This is a genomic window from Mucilaginibacter gossypiicola (genome assembly GCF_900110105.1).
In the GTDB taxonomy this organism is placed as follows: Bacteria; Bacteroidota; Bacteroidia; order Sphingobacteriales; family Sphingobacteriaceae; genus Mucilaginibacter; species Mucilaginibacter gossypiicola.
On sequence record NZ_FOCL01000011.1, the window covers coordinates 25108 to 46178 of the forward strand.

Annotated in this window: 20 protein-coding genes; 15 read left to right on the forward strand and 5 right to left on the reverse strand. The window is 43.0% G+C overall.

Features of this window, described 5'->3' with window-relative positions; genetic code table 11:
• The first annotated feature begins 110 nt into the window (after positions 1 to 110).
• The 3 genes from BMX50_RS27100 to BMX50_RS27110 all read left to right on the forward strand — a co-directional run bounded on the left by BMX50_RS27100 (position 111) and on the right by BMX50_RS27110 (position 2900).
• Positions 111 to 1148, forward strand: a complete 1038-nt coding sequence (locus tag BMX50_RS27100; RefSeq protein ID WP_091217847.1) for a fatty acid desaturase — start codon at positions 111 to 113, stop codon at positions 1146 to 1148.
• A gap of 262 nt (positions 1149 to 1410) precedes the next feature.
• Positions 1411 to 1854 carry a hypothetical protein gene (locus BMX50_RS27105; protein WP_091217851.1) on the forward strand — a complete coding sequence of 148 codons (444 nt, stop codon included), beginning with the start codon at positions 1411 to 1413 and terminating at the stop codon, positions 1852 to 1854.
• Between the two features lie 137 nt (positions 1855 to 1991).
• Positions 1992 to 2900, forward strand: coding sequence for a hypothetical protein (locus BMX50_RS27110; protein WP_091217854.1), 909 nt, complete (start codon positions 1992 to 1994; stop codon positions 2898 to 2900).
• Positions 2901 to 3239: 339 nt separating this feature from the next.
• Here BMX50_RS27110 and BMX50_RS27115 read toward each other — a convergent pair whose 3' ends face one another.
• Entirely contained in the window at positions 3240 to 5459 is a 2220-nt protein-coding gene (locus tag BMX50_RS27115; RefSeq protein ID WP_091217858.1) for a putative Ig domain-containing protein, read from the reverse strand.
• Between the two features lie 124 nt (positions 5460 to 5583).
• Between BMX50_RS27115 and BMX50_RS27120 the strand changes: the two genes are divergently transcribed.
• The 8 genes from BMX50_RS27120 (at position 5584) to BMX50_RS27155 (ending at position 12605) form a co-directional block, all read left to right on the forward strand.
• Entirely contained in the window at positions 5584 to 6111 is a 528-nt protein-coding gene (locus BMX50_RS27120; protein WP_091217861.1) for a hypothetical protein, read from the forward strand.
• A 114-nt stretch (positions 6112 to 6225) separates the two neighbouring features.
• Entirely contained in the window at positions 6226 to 6591 is a 366-nt protein-coding gene (locus BMX50_RS27125) for a hypothetical protein (RefSeq protein WP_091217865.1), read from the forward strand.
• A gap of 222 nt (positions 6592 to 6813) precedes the next feature.
• On the forward strand, positions 6814 to 7173 hold the full coding sequence (locus tag BMX50_RS27130; RefSeq protein WP_091217868.1) for a hypothetical protein: 360 nt from the start codon (positions 6814 to 6816) through the stop codon (positions 7171 to 7173).
• A 149-nt stretch (positions 7174 to 7322) separates the two neighbouring features.
• Positions 7323 to 7694, forward strand: a complete 372-nt coding sequence (locus BMX50_RS27135; protein ID WP_091217873.1) for a hypothetical protein — start codon at positions 7323 to 7325, stop codon at positions 7692 to 7694.
• Between the two features lie 303 nt (positions 7695 to 7997).
• Positions 7998 to 10355, forward strand: a complete 2358-nt coding sequence (locus tag BMX50_RS27140; protein ID WP_091217876.1) for a TonB-dependent receptor — start codon at positions 7998 to 8000, stop codon at positions 10353 to 10355.
• A 2-nt stretch (positions 10356 to 10357) separates the two neighbouring features.
• On the forward strand, positions 10358 to 11809 hold the full coding sequence (locus tag BMX50_RS27145; protein WP_091217881.1) for a PepSY-associated TM helix domain-containing protein: 1452 nt from the start codon (positions 10358 to 10360) through the stop codon (positions 11807 to 11809).
• Between the two features lie 3 nt (positions 11810 to 11812).
• Positions 11813 to 12034, forward strand: a complete 222-nt coding sequence (locus tag BMX50_RS27150) for a heavy metal-binding domain-containing protein (protein WP_091217885.1) — start codon at positions 11813 to 11815, stop codon at positions 12032 to 12034.
• Between the two features lie 277 nt (positions 12035 to 12311).
• Positions 12312 to 12605 carry a hypothetical protein gene (locus BMX50_RS27155; RefSeq protein WP_091217888.1) on the forward strand — a complete coding sequence of 98 codons (294 nt, stop codon included), beginning with the start codon at positions 12312 to 12314 and terminating at the stop codon, positions 12603 to 12605.
• 13 nt (positions 12606 to 12618) lie between these two features.
• Here the strand turns inward: BMX50_RS27155 and BMX50_RS27160 are convergent, their stop codons facing one another.
• Positions 12619 to 13857 (reverse strand): DUF3179 domain-containing (seleno)protein, encoded by a 1239-nt coding sequence (locus tag BMX50_RS27160; RefSeq protein ID WP_091217891.1) that lies wholly within the window; start codon positions 13855 to 13857, stop codon positions 12619 to 12621.
• Positions 13858 to 14066: 209 nt separating this feature from the next.
• Between BMX50_RS27160 and BMX50_RS27165 the strand changes: the two genes are divergently transcribed.
• From BMX50_RS27165 to BMX50_RS27175, 3 genes are all read left to right on the forward strand, one after another.
• Positions 14067 to 14774 (forward strand): DsbA family oxidoreductase, encoded by a 708-nt coding sequence (locus BMX50_RS27165; protein WP_091217894.1) that lies wholly within the window; start codon positions 14067 to 14069, stop codon positions 14772 to 14774.
• A gap of 122 nt (positions 14775 to 14896) precedes the next feature.
• On the forward strand, positions 14897 to 15568 hold the full coding sequence (locus BMX50_RS27170) for a hypothetical protein (protein ID WP_091217898.1): 672 nt from the start codon (positions 14897 to 14899) through the stop codon (positions 15566 to 15568).
• 174 nt (positions 15569 to 15742) lie between these two features.
• Positions 15743 to 16981 (forward strand): MFS transporter, encoded by a 1239-nt coding sequence (locus tag BMX50_RS27175; protein ID WP_091217902.1) that lies wholly within the window; start codon positions 15743 to 15745, stop codon positions 16979 to 16981.
• Here BMX50_RS27175 and BMX50_RS27180 read toward each other — a convergent pair.
• On the reverse strand, positions 16944 to 17231 hold the full coding sequence (locus tag BMX50_RS27180; RefSeq protein ID WP_091217905.1) for a hypothetical protein: 288 nt from the start codon (positions 17229 to 17231) through the stop codon (positions 16944 to 16946). The two genes, BMX50_RS27175 and BMX50_RS27180, sit on opposite strands and share 38 nt — an antisense overlap.
• A gap of 95 nt (positions 17232 to 17326) precedes the next feature.
• On the opposite strand from BMX50_RS27180, the gene nhaA reads away from it, so the two are divergent.
• Positions 17327 to 18652 (forward strand): Na+/H+ antiporter NhaA, encoded by a 1326-nt coding sequence (gene nhaA / locus BMX50_RS27185; RefSeq protein WP_091217909.1) that lies wholly within the window; start codon positions 17327 to 17329, stop codon positions 18650 to 18652.
• On the opposite strand, the gene BMX50_RS27190 is transcribed toward nhaA, so the two are convergent.
• Positions 18649 to 19803, reverse strand: coding sequence for a glycoside hydrolase family 26 protein (locus BMX50_RS27190; RefSeq protein ID WP_091217912.1), 1155 nt, complete (start codon positions 19801 to 19803; stop codon positions 18649 to 18651). The genes nhaA and BMX50_RS27190 overlap by 4 nt on opposite strands.
• Entirely contained in the window at positions 19800 to 21065 is a 1266-nt protein-coding gene (locus BMX50_RS27195) for a glycoside hydrolase family 27 protein (RefSeq protein ID WP_208864813.1), read from the reverse strand. The genes BMX50_RS27190 and BMX50_RS27195 overlap by 4 nt, the downstream gene beginning before the upstream one ends.
• Positions 21066 to 21071: the final 6 nt, after the last annotated feature.

The following is a 21071-nucleotide window of genomic DNA, read 5'->3' on the forward strand; positions in this document are numbered from 1 at the left end:
TACATGAAATGATCATGAAGATTTTGTATATTCCAGATTTTACTAATTAATTTTTACAAAAAAATGAACTTTTGTGCACGTTATCGTTATATTTAACGTTTTAACACTATATGATTAAAAAGACTGATTTTGTTTATTCCCAGGAGTCTGAACCTCATCGCATCCGCACAAAAAAAATCTTAAAGCAGTTTCCGCAATTGCGTAAGCTTATAGGCAAAAACCCGGCAACCATTTGGGCTATTGTTGGTTTAGTAGCTTTCCAGGTTGTTTTGGCCTGGTTTGTACGCGATCAATCATGGTGGATAGTTTTTGGAGCGGCCTATTTGCTTGGAGCTTTTGCCGATCATGCGTTGTTTGTAATGATCCACGAATGCACACACCAGTTGTTATTCAAAAATCGCAACGCTAACCGCTGGGCATCAATGTTTGCCAATTTACCGCAGATACTTCCAAGCGCTATTTCGTTCGAAAAATATCACATCAAACACCACTCTTTTCAGGGCGTACATGAGCTTGATGCCGATTTACCGAACCGCTGGGAAGCAAAACTGATCAGTAATTCGTTTTTTGGTAAAGCACTTTGGTTATTGTTTTTCCCTGTATTTCAGCTTTTCCGCTTATCACGTTTAAGGGAGATCCATCCGTTTGACGGCTGGATCCTGACCAACTGGTTATTACAGGCCGCATTTACAACCGCTATCGCCTACTTTATGGGATGGCATGCAGTGGCCTTTTTATTGTTAAGCTTCTCGTTTTCGGTTGGCTTGCACCCACTGGGCGCCCGTTGGATCCAGGAACATTATCTTACCGTTACCGAAGAACAGGAAACATACAGCTATTATGGTAACTTTAACGCGGTAGCCTTTAACGTAGGCTTCCACAATGAGCATCATGATTTTCCTTCTATCCCATGGAATAAACTTCCCGAGATCAGGAAAACGGCCCCTGAGTATTACGATACTTTACACTATCATACTTCATGGACTAAACTGTTCTTTCAGTTTTTGTTCGACAGGGAAATCTCGTTATTTAACCGCATCCTACGTAAAGACCGAGGTCGTGTAGCATTAACAGACATCTCCAAACCAGATATCGATCTCACCAAATCCGAGACAACAAAGACGGAGCTTGCAGAAGCTGAAAAATAAGAAAATGAGAAAGGGCCTGAAATAAGGCCCTTTTTTGTTGATGATAACCCGCCAATTGTCATTGCGAGCGATAGCGTGGCAACCGCACGGAAGCATATCCGCCCTGTATAGTGTGCGATTGCTTCGTCGTTCCTCCTCGCAATGACGAGCGTTTATTATTTCAGGTAAAAAAGGAATTAAGCTAACCTGAACTTTCCACATCTCAAATTTCCCCTTGCATCTCACCAAATAATTTTCGTATTTTGCTAATAAAATTAGTAAAATGAAACATCTAAGCGTAGCTGGTCAGCTCATGATTTTTAGCCGTTATATTGGTCAGCAGGTTATGATCATCAGCCTTTTAAATAATAGCGAGATCAATATCGGTATACTTATCGGTGTAAAACATAACGCTATAGCTGTTAACACTGATGATATAATACGCTGGATCCCGCTGTATGATAATTTTAAACTTTGCGAAATTAAACTGCTTTTAAAGCCCTTAAAAAAGCTAACTCCCGATGTTGTTTCCGCCGCAAACAACCTGCCCGTAAAGGCATTTATCACTCCTTATTACCAGCAGCAAGGCTATGATATGCCCGTTTTTATTGAACCCGGCCATCCCTGCAATTGCAAATATGTTCATGAACTTGAGCTAGCCGATTACCGCAGCCCCGCCGAAATATACCGGCAAAACGCTTTATTACATGCCTTTGAATCGGCATAGTAGTTTCATGGTACGAATATTGTGTGCTACCTGTGCTGTTCTTTATACTTTTTTCATATAGTCGTAACAAAATCAAATAATTAATGTCAACTTCATACTAATGCGCGTAATTTGCGTTATTGTTTGCAAGAAACAGAATGAGCCGGTCAAAAAAATTAAATATACTTTTACCTATTGTATCCCTGCTTTTCATGGGAGCCTTTGCCAAGCACAGGCTTTTTGACAGACAGGATATCACAGGTACCTTAAGTGATAAGGAGATGGATGAAACGTCGGGCATTGCGGCATCATCCATTAGTCCGGACACCTACTATGTACATAACGACAGCGGAGATACCAGCCGTTTCTTTGCTATAACTGCCGGTGGCAAGCTTAAATCAACCATCTACTTTAAAGGCGACAGCACTCATAAACTGGGCGTTCAGGATTGCGAAGATATTGACGTAGGCCCCGGCCCGCAAAAAGGTAAAAGTTATGTTTACCTTGGCGATATAGGCGACAATGCTCAAAACAGGCCCTATATTACAGTTTATCGCATGGCCGAAAAAAAATCGTGGGCCGCAGGCGATGCCACGAATGTAAATACCGAAGCCGTAAGGGCAGATTTTAAATATCCCGATGGCCCTAAAGATGCCGAAACGATGATGATTGACCCAATTGCCCAACAATTAATCATTGTGAGCAAAAGAGGCGATACGGTTGCTGTTTACACTACCCCATTAAAATACAAAGCCAATACAACAACGGTATTGACCAAACGCTGCAAACTATACTTTGAAGGCTTTAAACCTTTTAAATGGATCACTGCCGGTGACATTTCAAAAGATGGGCAACAGATCCTGTTGAAAAGTTATGATAAGGTTTACTATTGGCGCCGCCAGCATAATGAACCGATATGGGAAACCATGATACGCAAACCACAGGAGCTTAATTATAAAGTTGAGAAGCAGGGAGAAGCCATAGGCTTTCAACCCGATGGCAAAGGCTACTACACCACCAGCGAAGGTGTTTTTTCGCCGATATATCACTATGATGTGCCGAACTGATTTTCTTAAATTGCTGTATATAAAAAGGACTTTATAGAATAAACAAAGGCCTTTTTTGTAAACAATCAACATCCCATCAGGGTCTCTTAACGTCCCATCAGGGTCTCTCGCAGAGGACCCTAATGTATACGCCGTACAAATTCACCGTTCTCAACGCCCAGAAAACGTGGTGAACCTCAGGGTTCTCTCCGAGAGACCCTGAGGGGACATGACATAAACAAAAAACGTCATTGCGAGGTACGAAGCAATCCCAAACTATACAGGGCGGACCTGTTAATCGGGGATTGCTTCGTACCTCGCAATGACGCGTGTTTTTATGTCGTTCTGCCCAAAATTAACTTACATAGCCCGGATTAGCTTTACGCCATGCGGTGGTATTTTGAAAGTATATTTATGATTAACTGCTATCAGGTATTTTTGTTCCCAAACATCACGGGCTTTGGCAAAGCCTTTTAACAGTTTGTCATTGGCATCAAGATTAACGGTTTGATACTTATCAGATGTGTTGAAGAAACCTATTGCTTTTTCCCCTTTGTTAAGTTCCTTTACCCAAACCTGCTGCTCATCTGTTTTAGAAGCCTGCCTTGCGCCTTTGCCTAAAGCATCCTGGTCAATAGCCAATACTTCATCATTGGTTAGCAAGCTAAGCGTAAACCTGTCTAAATGCCCCATGTCACAACCAATTAGTAACGGTGCAGACAATAGGCTCCATAAGCTGATATGAGTATATTGCTCATCATAAGTTAAACGGCTGTTATGCAGGCTTGGCCCCCAGCCTACTTTACCAACAACCAGCATATCTGGGTCATTAAAATGCCCCGGACCAGCATATGGCGAAGCAGGGTCCTGGCTAAAACCGATATCGCTCATACTTCTCCAGGTATCCTGAATATCGCCTGTAGTACGCCAGCTGTTCCCGCCGGTTTCGGCTCCCCATTTCCAAACATCGCCCCAGCCATACTGGCAAAAGCTAAACATAATATCACGGTTCACTTTGTTTAAGGATGAACGCATTAGCTCATAAGGTTTCTTAAGCGCAGGTAGGTCGGGATGTGGCGGGGTAACTTCTGAATATGAGCACCAGTCGTATTTTAGATAGTCAAATCCCCAGTCGGCATAAGTTTTGGCATCCTGGTCCTCGTGTTGCCAGCTGCCCAAAAAGCCACCGCAGGTACGCGGGCCGGGCGATGAATATATACCGGTATGTAAACCAAGGCTATGCACATAATCGGTTAAGCCTTTCATATCCGGAAATTTGCTATTTGCTACAATTGCGCCATCAGCTGCACGGTTTTCTGCTTCCCAGCCGTCATCGATGTTGATATAGTTCCAGCCATAAGCGCTCAATTTATCCGACATTTCTTTGGCCGAAATTTTTACTTTTTCATCGTTTACGCTCAATCCCCAGGCATTCCAGCTATTCCAGCCAAGGGCTGGCGTAAGGCCAATTTTATCGCCAATGCTTATGGTAAGCGTTTTGGTTTTGCTGCCTAAACTATTGGTAACAGTAAGGGTTACCGGATAGTCGCCTTTTTGGCTTACAGAGCCGGTGATAATGCCTGTTTTAGCATCAAGCGCTAAACCGGCAGGCAATCCATCTGCTTTATAAATGAGCGGCTTTTTGCCGGTAGCCGGGATCAGATACAGAAACGGATTTCCTGGTCTGGCACCATAAACATCGGCACCATTAATTTTTGGTTTGGCCGATGGATAAGGCGTAAGGATATATGGTGTAGTTTCTGTCCTAACAATTTCCTTACCCGATTTTTGATCGGTGAAAGTATAGGCAATGGTATAAGATTTTTTTGCTAACCGGGCTATCACGAACGAATAGGTGAATGGTTTGCCGGCAGTAAAATTTGCGGGGTTTGTTTTTTCGTAGATGACCGCGCCTGTTTCAGGATCGGTAACCTTAAAGGCTAAAGTACCCTGGTACTGGTATTTATTGGTAGTGATCAGTTTAATTGATTTTGCCAAACTATTATTTTCCTGGAAACTGTAATCACCATCGGTGTTTACGGTAACATGATCCATTACATCGGCCATGCCAAGGCTAAAATTATCACCATAAATACCACCGTCACCACCGGTATCGTAAATACGGATGGCAAGCACATTTTCTTTATCCCACAAAATTGCCGGATCTGAAGCTGAAATATTATAAGTTCGCGGCCCATAATTTCCGTCTTTAATAGTTCCGCTGCGGCCGCCATATTTGGCGATCAGCTTGCCGTTTAAATATACTTCATCGTTATCATCAACACTGGCCAGGTTTAATCGGAGGCTATCCTTTAAATATGATTTTTCTTTGAGTGATGAAGGGATCACCACATGGATCCGGTACCAACCGAAGCCGTCGTAATTGGGGTGTCCCTGCGGCTCCCAGGAATGAGCAACGTCGATATTCTGCCAGTTTTGGTCATTAAAAGTTGGGGAGGCCCATTGGGCAGAATCGCCCACGGCAAATTTCCAGCCTTTTTTAAGCTGGACATCCTGTGCCGAAGCGCCCAGGTAACTACCGCCCAGTAAAAGCAATACAGTAAAAATCTTTCTTATCATTTTAGGTTGTTTAAAGTGAAAAGCGAAATCAGGATTTCGCCCGGTTAGTATGCAGATTTAAAGGTACAATGATTTTGAATAATTAGAAATGTATTGTTAACATTTATATGCAGACGGTCATAAAATGCCCCTTAATACAAGTGAAAGTAAAAAAACTATTCCGGCATTGATCATCAGGCTGTTGCAGTACAGTTTTTGTTTACAAACCAATAACAACACCAACGCTAAATTTAATGCACAGTTTACGTTTTGGTTTAATATCGATTATACATTTACTGATAGAAAAACAACCGCTATGAAAAAGACTTTTTTAACCTTAGCCCTTGTAACAGCTTGTTTTGTGGCCTGCTTTGCTGCCATTGCCGGAATTACCGGAAAATGGGAAGGTAAACTTGAAATGGAAACCGGCGAAGTTTACCCATTGCTTTATAACTTTCAGATAGACGGCGATAAATTAACCGGCACCGCCAAAACCCCCAAAGGCGATATGCCTATTGAAGACGGTAAAATAACAGGCGATAGCTTTAAATTTACCGTAAGTATCGAAGATATCCACATTGCCCACACAGGCAAATTTTACGGTGATTCGGTTGGCGTGGATATTGAAGCCAACGGATCAAAAATACACAGTACTTTAAAAAGAGCTCAATAGCCTTGAGTTTCCTGATTTAAGGATTACATGATATTTAAATCGCACAAAATATCAGGTAATCATTTCATCCTGTAAATCAAGGTTCTTATATTTATAAACCAAAACTCACATTTTATGAAAAAAAAGACTTTTACTACTACCCTATTGGTAAGCTGCTTTATGATTTGCCTTGCCGCTATAGCTGATTTAAACGGCAAATGGGCAGGTAAACTGACTACAAGTGACGGCCAGGAATACCCTTTACTTTACAACTTTAAAGTTGACGGTGATAAATTAACCGGTACAGCTTTAACCCCCGAAGGTGATGTTGACATTAAAGAAGGCAAAACCAATGGCACCGATTTTTCATTTACTGTTGCTACCAGTGGTATCGTGATCCCGCATACTGGCAAATTCATGGGCGATTCGATTAGTGTTGAACTGGATATCAATGGCTCAAAAAGCAATTCGGTATTGAAAAGACCGGTTGATAAAAAATAAAGGATTATAACCCTGAAGCAAAGGGGCTGTCAGTCTGAGCCTGTCGAAGACTCGCGCGCAGAGGCCCCACCCACCATGCTTCGACAAGCTCAGCATGACAGCCAAAAGGAAAAACCTTACCCTTCGGTAGGTTTTTTCCTTTTTTTATTAAACTTAAAGGCAACAAAATTGTATATAGTTTAAAATTACTGCATATAGGCATCTGCTTAAACTATATCAACAATGAAAAAAGAGTTCCTGGCGATTAGTGCGTTTGTTATTATTACCGCTTTTAGTTTTATTTCGATGGCCGATATCAACGGCAAATGGATAGGCTCATTAAAACTTCCGGGGGATGATCATTTTCCCTTAAGTTATACATTTAAGATAGACAGCGGTAAACTTACCGGCACTGCCCATGCCCCCCAGGGCGATGTAGCCATTACCGACGGCATGATTAACGGCGATAACTTTTCATTCAGTATTCCGGTACCAGGAGGCAGCTCGCCCCATACAGGTAAAGTTTACCAGGACTCTATCGGTATGAACCTGGTTTACAAAGGCCAGCATATGCATGCTACGTTGAAAAGAGATAAGTCTTAAGTCAGAAGTCCTAAGTCGGGAGTCTTTAGTCATGAGTAGTACGGCGATTTTTCAGTTCATGAGTCAGATTATTGTATGACCTAGAACTTTCGACTTAAGACTTTGAACTAAATATTGCTTATTAAACCCGTAGGGCGTACCTTTGCGCCATGCTGCAACGTATTACAGCCTATTTACTCATCTTTTCGCTGATCACGGTCAATTTCTCGCGCTTTTTCATTTTCGCGGGTTTTGAGCTGAACAGGAATTACATTGCCACCAAGCTTTGCGAAAACAGGAACAAACCCTGGCTGCATTGCGACGGTAAATGCTACTTCGCGAAAAAGATCAAACAGGCAGAGGACAAGCAGGCCAGCGACGAAAGGCAGTCGCAAAAGAGCCTCTTTCAGGAGGTTTATGTCATCAGTTCAACTGATGTAAAATTCCACTCCAGCCTGTTGCAGGTTATTTCAACCCCTTACACCCCCACCGTACCGGCCGATAGACCGGCTACGATATTTCAGCCTCCGCAGTTAGGATAATCATTTCATTTTTATTGGTTTTTGATTGATGATATTGGATAGTTATGCTTACGATATAATTATAGCCATGTCATTGCGAGCGTAGCGTGGCAATCGCACTTATGCAGGGCTCGCTTGCATAGGCTGCCTTCGTTCCCAATCTTTAAATCAACAACTCATTTCCTTGCAAAGGAGACGTCATAATTGCAAACCTGCAGGCCTGCTTGCAAAGTTCGCGATTGCTTCGTCGTTCCTCCTCGCAATGACATGTAGTATGCTTCTACCCATTTTTACACCGGGAGGTAACTCCTGTAATACTATATAATGAAACGATATTTAATCCTACTTATAACTTTTATACTTATTAAAACACTGGCTTACAGCCAAACTACTATACAAGGCACGGTTACTGATGCCATTACGCATGAGGCCATCGCCGGTGCGTCAATCTGCAATGCAGATGTTCAAAACAGCGCAAAACTGGGCATGACCAATGCCAAAGGCCATTTCAGTATCAATGCACAAGGCATCACCAGGCTTAAATTTGCCATGGTAGGTTACAGTGCGCTTATTATCGAAGTATCTGCCATAAAAGGCCAAAAGCTTGATATCGCGTTAGAACCCTCAATGGTGGATCTGCAACCCGTTGTAGTAACCGCCAGTCGCGAAGGCCAGGCCAGGCAGGACGCCCCTATCGCTATTAGTAAAATTAACTCTACCCAAATTAAGGATACCAAGGCTACTGCCCTTTACCAGTTACTGAACAAGGTAGCAGGCGTTTACATGGTGAACCTGGGTAACGAGCAACATACCATGGCTATCCGTCAGCCTATCACTTATAATGCGCTTTACCTGTATATGGAAGATGGCGTACCTATTCGCCCTACAGGGATCTTTAACCATAACTCACTATATGAGATCAACATGTCGGGTGTTAAAGATATAGAAGTTATCAAAGGGCCGGCATCATCACTTTACGGCAGTAACTCAATAGGCGGCGCGGTTAACTTTATTACCCAGGGGCCACCTACAGGCTATGCAGGCAATGTTTCTGTTCAGGGTGATAATTACCATTACCGCCGGGTAGATGCTGATGGAGGTTTTACACAAGGCAAATTTGGTTTGTATATTGGCGGTTACGTAGCCCACCAGGCCGATAGCTGGCAGGACTATTCTGATTTTGATAAGTACTCAGCCAATTTCAAAACTACTTATGATTTCAGTGCTAAAACTAAATTAACAACCTCTGCGGCCTACAATTATCTAAACACGCAAACTCCCGGCAGTTTGGACAGCACCCGTTTTTATAACAGAAGCTATGGTGCCAATCAGCGTTTCACTTATCGCAAGGTAAAATCATTTCGCGCCAGCACCCGCCTGGATCATCAGTGGGATGATAAAAACAGCACCTTTGTAACCCTGTTCTTCCGCGGCAATTCAACCGCGCAATTGCCAAGCTACTATATATCTGATGTACGCGACGCCAACGGCGTTTACCAAAGCAGCAATGGCCAGGTAAATGATCAAAAATTTAACAGCTATGGTTTACTCGCTCAGCACCGGGTTGATTTTGACTTTCTACATTCGAGGTTGATAGGTGGTGTTTATATGGACGATAGCCCGAGCTCATATTATGCCCAATATCTTGACATAACTAAAGATGTGGCAAATAATTATTATACGAGCTTTACCAATACCGGCAGGTATATTGACAACTACAAGATCAAGTTATTTAATACAGCAGCATACGTTCAGTACGAAATCAAACCTTTAGAGGCTTTGCGCATAGTAGGTGGTTTACGGTACGACAGGGTTCATTACAATTTTGATAATGAGATACCAGCCGGCCAAACTAAATACAAACAACAGGAAACCAACAATTTTAACATTGTAGCCCCTAAGTTGGGCATCACCTACAACTTTGGTAATAACAAAGGCTTGTATGCCAATTACAGCGTAGGTTTCCAACCGCCAGAGACTGGTGACTTGTATAGCTCGCGCCAGCTTACCCAGCTTAAACAGGCCACCTTTGATAACTACGAAGCAGGCGGCTGGTTCTCTGCCTTTAACAAAAAGCTGTATTTTGAGCTGAGCATATTTGATTTGGAAGGCCACAACGAAATCATTAACCAGTTACTGCCCGATAACACCACACAAAATCAAAACGCCGGCGCAACACGCCATCGCGGTATTGAATACTCGCTTACCGTAGCCCCTGTTAAAGAGCTTACCTTCAGGTTCAGCGGCACCAATGCAAGGCATACCTATGTTGAATACAGCGAAGTAACCACCAATTACACCACCGGCACCAACACAGTAACCAACTATGATGGTAAACGCATGAACAATGCCCCGGCCTGGATTGCCAACTCCGAACTTACTTACAAACCGCAATACCTTCCCGGTTTCAGGATAGCAACGGAGTGGCAGCACATCAACCAATACTATACTAACCCTGCTAATACCAAAACTTACTCGGGTTATGATATTTACAACCTACGCTTAGGTTATGATGTAAAAAGCAGCGTATTGAAAGGTGCAGGCATTTGGTTCAATGTACTTAATTTAACCAACAAGCTTTACGCTACAACGGTTACCAGCAGCCAGTACGGCGATACTTATAACGCCGCGCCGCCGCGTACTTATACCTTAGGCATCAGTTATTCATTTTCAAAATATTGATCATGGCATCAGCAGCAGCAGTAAAAAGCAAATTTTATAAATGGCACCGGGTACTGGGCTTAACAGCCCTTATCCCGGTCATATTCTGGACATTGAGCGGGCTTTCACACCCGTTCATGTCCAACTGGTTTAGGCCATCAATTGCTGAGGAAGTGTTTAAACCGTTACCGCAAAGCCAAATGAAACCGGTGCTCAGTATTCAGCAGGTGCTGGACAAAAACAGTATTACTGCTATCCGCAATTTTGGCCTGGTTAATTTTAATCACAGCACTTTTTATCAGGTATTGGATAAGGATAGCGTGTACAATTACTATTCGGCCAATGATGGCGTATTGCTAAAAGATGGCGACAGGCTTTACGCCACTTATCTCGCCCGCTATTTTACGCAGGATTCAACCTCCAACATTAAAAAGATAGATTATCAAACAACATTTGATGGGCAATACCAGCCCATCAATCATCTTTTACCTGTTTGGAAAATAAGCTTTGACCGCCCTGATGGCATGGATATTTATGTAGAAACCAGCCAGAGCCGCATGGGTACATTTAATAACAACACCCGTAAAAGTTTTTTGTGGTTGTTTGAGCAGTTCCATACCTGGCAGTTCCTGGCCGATATCGGCGGCGATACGTTCCGTAATGTAGTATTGCTTATTATCATGACGGCAATGTTGTTCGCCCTCGTCAGCGGCTTGACCGTTTATGGTTTAATGTGGAAAAAGTTTAAATCCATCACCCAAAAACGTAAAGAAAACGGCGGGGAAGATAAGCGGTTCGTCCATCGCTTCCACAGACAAATAGGGCTTATTGTTTCTTTTGTGATGTTTACTTTCGTGATCAGCGGGGCATTTCACCTTGCGGTAAAACTGCATAATACCGAAACACCCAAGCCCGATTACGGATATATAATAGACAGGAAACAGTTAGCCATATCAAACCTACAGCTTCCTATTGCCGATAGCCTCATCAAAAGGATAGCAGTAGTAAGTTTTGATGGTAACAGCTATTACCAGGTAACCGACAACAAAAAGCAGGTCTCCTATTTCAATACTTTAACCGGTAAAGAGCAAATTAATGGAGACGAAGACTATGCCCGCTTCTTAAGTACTTATTACCATACCCATCAGGATCCCGGCAAGTTTTATGGCAGGGTAAAAGTTAGCCGGATAAAGCAATTTGATAACGAATACGGTTTCATTAACAAACGTCTTCCCGTTGAAAAGGTAAGTTATCCGGATGGCAGTAATTGGTATATCGAAACAACTTCATCAAAACTGGCTACAAAAGTTGCAGGGATTGACCGGGTTGAAGGGCTGTCTTTTATATTTTTACACAAGTATTTTGGCATGACCTGGGCGGGTAAGGATATCCGGGATATAGTGAGCATGCTGGCGGCCCTTGGTGTGCTGGTAGTGTCACTATTCGGGCTGGCGTCATTCATCAAAAATAAATAACCAATGAAAAAAAGCTTTATTATTTTAGCCTTAGCCTGCTTTGCTCTCGGCGCCTGCAACAGTTCTGTTAAAAACACCGGCAAAGCAGACAGTGCTGCAACTGCGAAGAAAAAAGGTAAATATACCTGCACCATGCACCCCGATCTTACTTTTGATAAGCCGGGTACTTGCCCCAAATGCGGTATGGCTTTGGTTGAAAGGGACACAACGGAGGATAAGAAGTAACAAAAAAATGTCATTGCGAGGAGCGGCGCGGACTATGTGCCCTGGGGCGACGTGGCAATCTCGTAGCTATGCAGATTGGACATGCATTAGCTACGAGATTGCCACGCTGCACTCGCAATTGACATATTTTTTTGAGTTTATCAGATTGCACACGTTTTCAAAGTGCGCAATTTTTGTTCGTAACAATTGCCGGTTTTACCCGTCTCATACCTGCAAACAATACAACAAATATCCCGTTATACCCCTTGTTACAAATAAATCACTAATTTTGGCGCTGATGAAAAAGGTGGAAGTATTAAAAATGATTGACCTGGTTGAAGAGATCAAGAAACTTGATGATCTCATACAACAAAGCCGTAAGAAAAAAACTTCTGACTTTGTGATCAACCAGTATGAGGCCAAAAAACTCAAGCTCATTGGGTCAACTATCACCGAACTGGCATCAGCTCCTATCCAATCTATTGAAAGCTATCAGCTTATTCAAAAAATCCTGAATAAGTATTATCCGTCTATCTCTGAAGATAATCTGCTGAACGATGATGATATCAGCAAAATAGCAACCGCCATTTAATTAAAGCCGTTGCTTAAAACGGCGGGTAAATAGATGCCGTTTGCTCCAATGATTCATCGCCTTTCCAGAATGTGGTTCCGGGATGAAAATGTTTCCATGAATGCCAGTATTCCTGGTAGGCCTGTATTTTAGCAAGGCGTTGCCCTTTTTGCGTACCGGTTACGCATAGGCCGTCCCAATCCCAAACAGAAGCTGTTTCCTCATCGGTAAGCATACCATTGTTATCCAGCTTAAAATGCAGGGCTTTACCATTTACTGATGTATTCCAGGCATGATAGCTCAGGCTGTCCTTTTCAATACCTATAAGCAGTGGGCTTTTATTCAACTCGTCATTAAGCAGGCGTTTGGCGTACATATGTCGCCAGTCATAAGCTTTGGCTTTTCCGTTGATGATAACACCTATCACCCAACTTTTGCGAAACAGGGAATCTTTATTTTTTATCGTGCTATCACGGTCTATAGCCTGTACGCGATCGTAGTTTTTCAGGTCGGCATAGTCGGTAGTGTATAATCTGTCCGGCTGTAAAATCAATGTTTCGGGGTGCTTTTGCAACCAGGCTGCAAGAGTTAATTGTTCATAAGGCAGTTCTGTTAGTTGCTGTCCTTTAAGTTTGCCAACTGCGGCATTACCGGTAGCCTGGTACCACCAGGTTTTGGTGCTTTCGTCCTCAATAATGGCGTTATAATGCCTGGCCCCTACCAGTCTGAAGTTTTGCCGTACGCCGTTAATAACCGGGCTATATACCCTGCCTGTACGGCACATGGTGCAATAAGTAACCAAAACAGGTTTGTTACCAACATTATCCTGCAGTTTATGATGATAGCCTAAATATATCAATGGATAAGCCTTGGCCACACCGTTATTCACAACACCAACCACCAGGTAATTTAAAGGTACCCTATTTTTTAACCCGTTGGCAAAAACAGCGTTTGCAGTTTCTTTAAACATAGTTTCGGCTTTGTACATATAGTCAGTTATATAAAAACTGCCTATGCAAAGCAGAAAAACAGCGGCCTTAACAATCTTTTGTTTAAAGGTATTTTTAGCGTAGAATTTAAACAGGTACCAAACAATGAACAACATCCCTATCAACCGCAGGGGCATGATCACCTTTTCGAGATAATAGCAAACGGTTATGGCATTCAGGTCCTGGCTACCGGGAAATGGCATTAACAGGTAAGCATGAATAAGACCGGGCACTACCAGCAGGATAATACCTATCCAGAATATTTTAGCACTGTTCCATCTCATGCTTGTTCAATAGTTCTTGAGCAATGGGCTTAATCTCAATAATTTTATAATCGGTTTATAATTTCCTAATTTATAAAAATTTACAATTACAAAAAATTATAGCTGAAATAAAAACAATGTCATCTTACCTCGCCTTTTAATTTTACTTTCCCCTTACGGGGATAGCAGCCCCTATGCGTTAAATTTGTTTAAACATTTAAAACAAAATAATGAAAGTAGAAATATGGTCGGATGTGATGTGTCCGTTTTGTTATATAGGCAAACGAAGGTTTGAGGAAGCTTTGGCGGGATTTGAAGGCAAAGAGCAAATTGAGATTGAATGGAAAAGCTTTCAGCTGAACCCCGATCTTAAAACTAATCCGGATATCAGCATTAACCAATACCTGGCAGACATTAAAGGCTGGACATTGGAGCATGCCGAACAAATGAATGATCATGTTACCCAAATGGCTGCACAAGCTGGATTGACTTATAATTTCAGCAAATCAATTGTTGCTAATAGTTTTAATGCACACAGGCTGGCACATCTGGCTAAAAAGCACGGTTTAGGTGATGCTGCTGAGGAAGCCTTGTTCCGTGCATATTTTACCGAGGGCCGCAATATTGACGATACGCAAACCCTTATTGAACTGGGTTTGGCAATAGGCCTGAACGCTGATGAAATTAAACAAACGCTTGAAAGTGGCACCTATGCTGATGACGTAAAACATGATATTGCTGAAGCTCAATATTTAGGTGTGCGCGGCGTTCCGTTTTTTGTGATGAACCGTAAATACGCCGTATCCGGCGCTCAGGATGTAGCTGTATTTAATGATACCCTTGTAAAAGCATTTGCAGGCTGGCAGCAGGAAAATACCAAACCTGCATTTGATATTATTGAAGGCGAATCGTGCAGTCCCGAGGGAGATTGTAAATAATTGAAAAATAGTGTAAACTTTTCTTAACATTATTTGTATCAAATAACTCTACATACACGTACAAAGGGCTAAAATGCTTATATTTAAATCATTAAAGCCATAAACTATCACGCCCTTTGTACATGAAAAAATTCTACTATAAAGTATTTATGCTGTTATTAGTAACAGCTTCGGTAAGCAGTTGCAAGCTCGATCCACCCCTTGGCCCTGATAAAGAAAAAAAAGCAGTTGATGTAACCCCTACCACAAATACGGGAACGGGGACCGGTACTGGCACAGGAACAGGAACTGGCACAGGAACGGGCACGGGCACGGGCACAGGAACAGGAACAGGAACAGGGACCGGTACTGGTACAGGCACCGGAACGGGAACAGGGACCGGAACTGGTACCGATCCGACAGCAACTAACATAACCGGAGATGGATTGGCACTTGGACCCGTTGGTACAATTATATTCAAAATAGACGGGACAACCTATACAGACAAAACGAACTCTTTTGCGGCTATTCTTGATCACAGCAGCGCTTTAGATGGGGACGTATATATTACTGGTATGGGTGATTATGATATGAACCTTGACTTTAACGGTAAATCAACAGGTACGTTCACATTAGAAAAATTAGATATTGGCGACCTTGTACTTATACCTGGCTTGGGAAAAGTAAAAGTTACACAATTTTCAACCAGCGGTTTTCTGGGAACCATGCAGGGAACATTCCAAGCGGATATGAAGGAATTCTCTACCGATAAAATTCATCGAAACGTACAAGGATCATTTAACCTGAAACAATAAATCATCAAAACATAAAGCCTTGATTTGTATTTAAAACCGAGTCAGGGCTTCTTTTTCAGCTCCCATTTCACCTAAAAGTAAAAAACGATTTAGCTTGTTAAAAGTACAATTAATTACCTTATATTTGTGTCGTTAATTCATAGTGTCAATTAGACACTATGATATCACTTAAACATGAATAATATCCCTCTCAAAACAGATACCATAAACAAATTAACGCTTCGCATTGCTGTGGGCGCCATGTTTTTTATGGCGGGATTAAGTTTCTCCAGCTGGGCATCGCGAATTGCTACCGTTCAGCAAAATTTAGGTTTGTCTGATGCCGGGTTGGGCGCCGTATTATTTGCCCTACCGGTTGGCCTCATGTGCTCGCTACCCTTTTCGGGCTGGATCATTACCAAAATAGGCAGTAAAAAACTGGTTATAGCCGCCCTGCTGGTTTATGCAATTGCGCTGGTAAGCCTCGGGCTGGCACAAAATACTTTTCAGCTTATCATATGCCTGTTATGCTTTGGCTTTTCAAGCAACTCGGTAAATATTGCAGTAAATACACAGGCCGTAGCTACCGAACAGCTTTATCAGCGGCCCATTATGGCCTTTTTTCATGGCCTATGGAGCCTGGCCGGGTTTACCGGAGCTGGTATAGGCACTTTTATGATAGCTAACGGTGTTATTCCTTTCCATCATTTTTCATTCATGCTGATTGTTATTGCAATTGGCGTGGCAGTATCTGCCCGTTATCTGAAGGATGATAAAGTAACCGATAGCGGGCCTGTATTTGTAATGCCCGATAAGTCGCTGATCAAATTAGGGATCATTGCTTTTTGTTCTATGATTTGCGAAGGTGCTATGTTTGATTGGAGCGTAATCTATTTCAAAAAAGTGGTACTGGCCCCGCAGGCATTAGTTGGTATAGGATTTACAACTTTTATGTTCACCATGGCAGGCGGCCGGTTTATTGCCGACTGGTTTGCACACAAATTTGGTTTAAAACGCACTTTGCAAGTAAGCGGCTCATTAACTGCAACAGGCTTATTGATAGCAGTAGCTTTCCCCTATGTCTATACGGCAATGGCAGGCTTTTTATTGGTTGGCGCCGGCGTATCATCTGTAGTACCGATGGTATATAGTGCCGCCGGTAAATCAAAAACCATGTCGCCGGGAGTTGCATTGGCTGCAGTATCAACCATTGGTTTTATGGGCTTTTTGGTTGGCCCGCCGGTTATTGGTTTTATTGCCGGAATTGCTACCCTTAGGGCATCTTTTATACTAATAGCCTGTATGGGGATTTCGGTGGTAGTTGTATCAACCATGGCTAAACTTGATTCGGATAATGCCAAAGAAGAATTACCCGGCGAGACAGCAACGGTTGATTTTAGCCCTCCTGTTCCAAATCCTCAACAGCAGGATTAAGCAGGTATTCAAACTGTTCATACCCGTTGTGAAAAATAAATTTCAGCCTTTCTTTCGGTAAATTAATATCCAAAGCCATCAGCGCCAGCGTTTCGGGTAGATTATCCCTAATCAGCTTAAGGTCTGTTACATGTGGCATTTCTACAAAAATATCATCTCCCTGCGGCTTAATCTCCCAGCCATTTACGTGGGCATTTCTCAACGTGTCTATCCATTTTTGCTGATAGTTGTTCATAATATCCTGTTTCATTGATAAATGTTTTATAGCCGAATTTTGTTTTAATGAGATAGTAATCGGTTGGTGAACCCGCCAGAAACCAAATAATTCCTTATTTTACAACATCTATGAAACAGAGCTACCCTATTGATAAAATCACGCAGCCGGTAAGCAAATTCATAACGCAGGAACACACGGGCGGCATAGTGCTTCTGGTTAGCGTAATCGTGGCTATTGTATGGGTAAATTCACCTTTCCAGCACAGCTACCACCAACTTTGGGACCTTAAACTATCGCTTGGCTTTGATAAATATGTTTTAGACCATCCACTGCACCTTTGGATCAATGACGGCCTCATGGCTTTGTTCTTTTTTGTGATTGGCCTCGAACTAAAACGCGAGTTTATGGCCGGCGAATTATCATCAGTAAAAAAGGCTTCGCTGCCTATGTTTGCCGCATTGGGCGGGATGCTGGTACCGGCTTTGATCTTTTTCCTATTCAACACGGGCAAGCCATCGGCCCATGGCTGGGGAATTCCAATGGCTACTGATATAGCCTTCGCGCTGGCCTTATTATCTATGGCAGGTAAACATATTCCGTCATCTGTAAAAGTTTTCCTGTCGGCGTTAGCTGTAGCAGATGACCTTGGCGCAGTATTGGTCATTGCCTTATTTTACAGCAGCCATATAGCGTTGATGCCGCTTACAGTTGGTGTTTGGTTGCTGGCATTGCTGCTCATCGGCAATAAAATGGGGATCAGGAGCACAGCATTTTACCTGATAATAGGCTTTGCTGTTTGGATAGCATTTTTGCTTTCGGGCGTGCATGCAACTATTGCCGGGGTACTGGTTGCATTTACCATTCCGGCCCGCACCCGCATCAGCGAGACAGGTTATGCCCAATCGGTAAAACAATATGTTGCCGATTTTGAAAACGAGCAACCCAACAACAGTAGCCTTGTAACACCGGAACAGCATCACATTATTGATAAAATAAAAAAACTAAGCCTTGATGCCGAAACGCCGCTCCAAAAAATTGAGCATGCGCTGCACCCCTGGGTAGCATTTATCATTATGCCGCTGTTTGCTTTAGCCAATGCCGGCATTGTTATCGGTCATGACTTTTTTTCATCGCTCATTAACCCGGTTAGCATGGGTGTGGCCATAGGCTTACTTGCCGGGAAATTTACGGGCGTATTGCTCTTTACCTGGCTTATGGTAAAATTCGGCGCGCAATTACCCGCAGGCTCATCATGGAAACAAATGACCGGTGTGGCCTTGCTCGCGGGCGTAGGTTTTACCATGTCTCTTTTTATATCGGCATTAGCCTTTGATAGTGCAGCTATGATTAATCAGGCTAAGTATGGGATCTTGTTAGCTTCGTTACTGGCGGGAATATCGGGTGTGGTTGTTTTGAGAGCCCCCCAGCCCCCTAAAGGGGGAGCTTTTGATTAGCGGGTTTCCCAATTCGGTTTACCATAAATACCTAAAGGCGTTATGCGGTTTTGGAAAATGGTTTGCGGACTGTTATAAAACTCAATAAAATCATCGGCACTGGTTTGGCCGGGATAGGGTACGTAATAATGATGCTCATTTCCGTTACGCCATGCCATTACATATGATACCCTGTGTTTAGCGAGTGTTTGAAGTAATACCTTCGTCCACCAATCGGCCATGGGGATACCTTCGTATCCGGTTTCGGGCAAGCATGATATTTTATGATGTTTTGCTGCGATGGCGTCAACAATGGTAAGGCGTTTATCCAGTTTAGTTTGAAAACGATCAACGCTGCTGGTACAATAGTTATCAAAACCGATAAAATCAGCGTAAGCATCACCGGGATAACGTTCCAGAAACTCATCTTCCGATTCAAAATCAGCCGCCGAATATACGATGAGCAGGTTATGCAACTTCTTTTTATCGCGCAGATAATCGATAGTAAAACACCACAGGGCCTTAAATTCATCGGGCGTGCTGGTGTTTTTGCACCACCAAAACCAGTTACCGGTAAGCTCATGAAAAGGCCGGAACAATATAGGGATAGCCTCCCCTTCCGGCCCCTTTATATCGGCTAAATAATTAGCTGCCCTATCAAGGTAAGCAACATATACGTCATGAAATGCACCACCGGTGATCAGATCTTTCACAGTATGCTGCGTGGTATCCCAGGCGGTTTTCCCGTTGGTTGGGCTATCCATGTGCCAGCAAAAGGTGTTGATACCACCACGTGCATAAACATCCTTAACAAACTGCTTTTGCTGCTTAAAAGGGATACCGTTAATATCATGGATGCTATCATGTTCAATCCGGGCCAAATCCCAACCGTACAACGCCGGGTATGATCCTGTTACACTTTTCACATCTGATCGGCCGGGTTCAGCACGCCAGCCAACTCCATAAGCCAGGTCATCATGATGGCCAAATATCACCCCCGCATTCACCAGGCGCTGCATACTATAAAAAAGCTGCCGGGTTTCGGCAGTAGCTTTTTTATCGGCAGGTTCAAACAGTTGCGCCATTGCAGTTGAGCTCTTGATCAGCAGGCATAAAATAATAATTACTCTAAATGCTTTACTCATGATGGCTATCTCCCGCTTATTTCTCATTTACTTAACCTCAGCATCACCACATCATGGCTTGCGATGGTTTGCTTAAATTCCTTTTTTGTTGTGCCGATGTCCTTTTTTTCCCAAACATCATGCAGCTTGTAGTTCACCTTGCTAAAGTCAACGTCCAAATTAACAGTTTCGTTTTTAAATGGATGATCCTTCCAGCTATAACTAATATTTTGAGGTGTGACCGACCGGTTCAGAAAGCAAACAGCAAGTCCGCCATCGGCAAGTGTTTTCACCCAAACTTCAAGCCCCTTATCGCTTGAGATCCGGAACGCCGATAGTCCCAATTTATCCTGGTCAATAGCGATGGCCTCTTTATTGATTAAAATAGATTGCGTTTGCGCCGACATTTTGCGCAAATCATTTCCGGCGGACAGCGGAGCCGAAAGCATGCACCACATTGAAAAATGCGCTCTGTCTTCATTAAAAGTCATACCGTTGCCAATTTCCAGCATATCCGGATCATTCCAATGATTTGGGCCGTTGTATTTGGCAATAACAGGCTGTTTATCTAAAATGGACATCACACTCAAGGCAGTCCAGGTACCTACATTTTTATCTTTATCAAAGCTGGCCGTAATATCGCCGGTAGTACGGTATAGCTCACCCACACCTTTCGCCCAAAGCCAGGGCTGGTGATTACCCCATTCGCATAAGCTAAAAACTATAGGCCTGCCTGTTGCTTTAAGGGCCGAGCTCATAGTTATATAAGCTTCGCGGGCATTAAGGCTATCGGTATTACACCAGTCATACTTCAAAAAATCAACACCCCATGATGCATATAAACGGGCGTCCTGGTATTCGTGGCCACGGGTTCCGGGATAACCTGCGCAGGTTTTATTACCTGCACAATTGTAGATCCCAAACTTAAGCCCTTTTGAATGCACGTAATCAGCAAAGGCTTTCATCCCATTTGGAAACTTTTTAGGATCGGCCACCAAGTCGCCATTTTTATCCCGCTCCATGGTCATCCAGCCATCATCAAGCACAAAATACTGATAGCCGGCGTCGCGCATACCCGATGATACATAAGCCTCAACCATACCTTTCAGCAACGGTTCATCGATATTAGTTTGAAAAGTATTCCAGGTATTCCAGCCCATTGGTGGCGTTGGCGCAAGGTTACCTGTATTAACTTCTGCTCTGGTTACAGCAACTGGTGCAGCACCATCGCCGGTTTGGGCGTGTGACAAACAGGCTGATAAAACCATCAACGCCGCAAGCGAAACTTTTCGTAATGTATTATTTTCCATGATGTA

Excerpts from the sequence above, each read along its gene's own strand:
- BMX50_RS27100 (WP_091217847.1), top strand. The coding sequence starts at position 111 with ATGATTAAAAAGACTGATTTTGTTTATTCCCAGGAGTCTGAACCTCAT.
- BMX50_RS27105 (WP_091217851.1), top strand. The coding sequence starts at position 1,411 with ATGAAACATCTAAGCGTAGCTGGTCAGCTCATGATTTTTAGCCGTTAT.
- BMX50_RS27110 (WP_091217854.1), top strand. The coding sequence starts at position 1,992 with ATGAGCCGGTCAAAAAAATTAAATATACTTTTACCTATTGTATCCCTG.
- BMX50_RS27115 (WP_091217858.1), bottom strand. The coding sequence starts at position 5,459 with ATGATAAGAAAGATTTTTACTGTATTGCTTTTACTGGGCGGTAGTTAC.
- BMX50_RS27120 (WP_091217861.1), top strand. The coding sequence starts at position 5,584 with ATGCCCCTTAATACAAGTGAAAGTAAAAAAACTATTCCGGCATTGATC.
- BMX50_RS27125 (WP_091217865.1), top strand. The coding sequence starts at position 6,226 with ATGAAAAAAAAGACTTTTACTACTACCCTATTGGTAAGCTGCTTTATG.
- BMX50_RS27130 (WP_091217868.1), top strand. The coding sequence starts at position 6,814 with ATGAAAAAAGAGTTCCTGGCGATTAGTGCGTTTGTTATTATTACCGCT.
- BMX50_RS27135 (WP_091217873.1), top strand. The coding sequence starts at position 7,323 with ATGCTGCAACGTATTACAGCCTATTTACTCATCTTTTCGCTGATCACG.
- BMX50_RS27140 (WP_091217876.1), top strand. The coding sequence starts at position 7,998 with ATGAAACGATATTTAATCCTACTTATAACTTTTATACTTATTAAAACA.
- BMX50_RS27145 (WP_091217881.1), top strand. The coding sequence starts at position 10,358 with ATGGCATCAGCAGCAGCAGTAAAAAGCAAATTTTATAAATGGCACCGG.
- BMX50_RS27150 (WP_091217885.1), top strand. The coding sequence starts at position 11,813 with ATGAAAAAAAGCTTTATTATTTTAGCCTTAGCCTGCTTTGCTCTCGGC.
- BMX50_RS27155 (WP_091217888.1), top strand. The coding sequence starts at position 12,312 with ATGAAAAAGGTGGAAGTATTAAAAATGATTGACCTGGTTGAAGAGATC.
- BMX50_RS27160 (WP_091217891.1), bottom strand. The coding sequence starts at position 13,857 with ATGAGATGGAACAGTGCTAAAATATTCTGGATAGGTATTATCCTGCTG.
- BMX50_RS27165 (WP_091217894.1), top strand. The coding sequence starts at position 14,067 with ATGAAAGTAGAAATATGGTCGGATGTGATGTGTCCGTTTTGTTATATA.
- BMX50_RS27170 (WP_091217898.1), top strand. The coding sequence starts at position 14,897 with ATGAAAAAATTCTACTATAAAGTATTTATGCTGTTATTAGTAACAGCT.
- BMX50_RS27175 (WP_091217902.1), top strand. The coding sequence starts at position 15,743 with ATGAATAATATCCCTCTCAAAACAGATACCATAAACAAATTAACGCTT.
- BMX50_RS27180 (WP_091217905.1), bottom strand. The coding sequence starts at position 17,231 with ATGAAACAGGATATTATGAACAACTATCAGCAAAAATGGATAGACACG.
- nhaA (WP_091217909.1), top strand. The coding sequence starts at position 17,327 with ATGAAACAGAGCTACCCTATTGATAAAATCACGCAGCCGGTAAGCAAA.
- BMX50_RS27190 (WP_091217912.1), bottom strand. The coding sequence starts at position 19,803 with ATGAGAAATAAGCGGGAGATAGCCATCATGAGTAAAGCATTTAGAGTA.
- BMX50_RS27195 (WP_208864813.1), bottom strand. The coding sequence starts at position 21,065 with ATGGAAAATAATACATTACGAAAAGTTTCGCTTGCGGCGTTGATGGTT.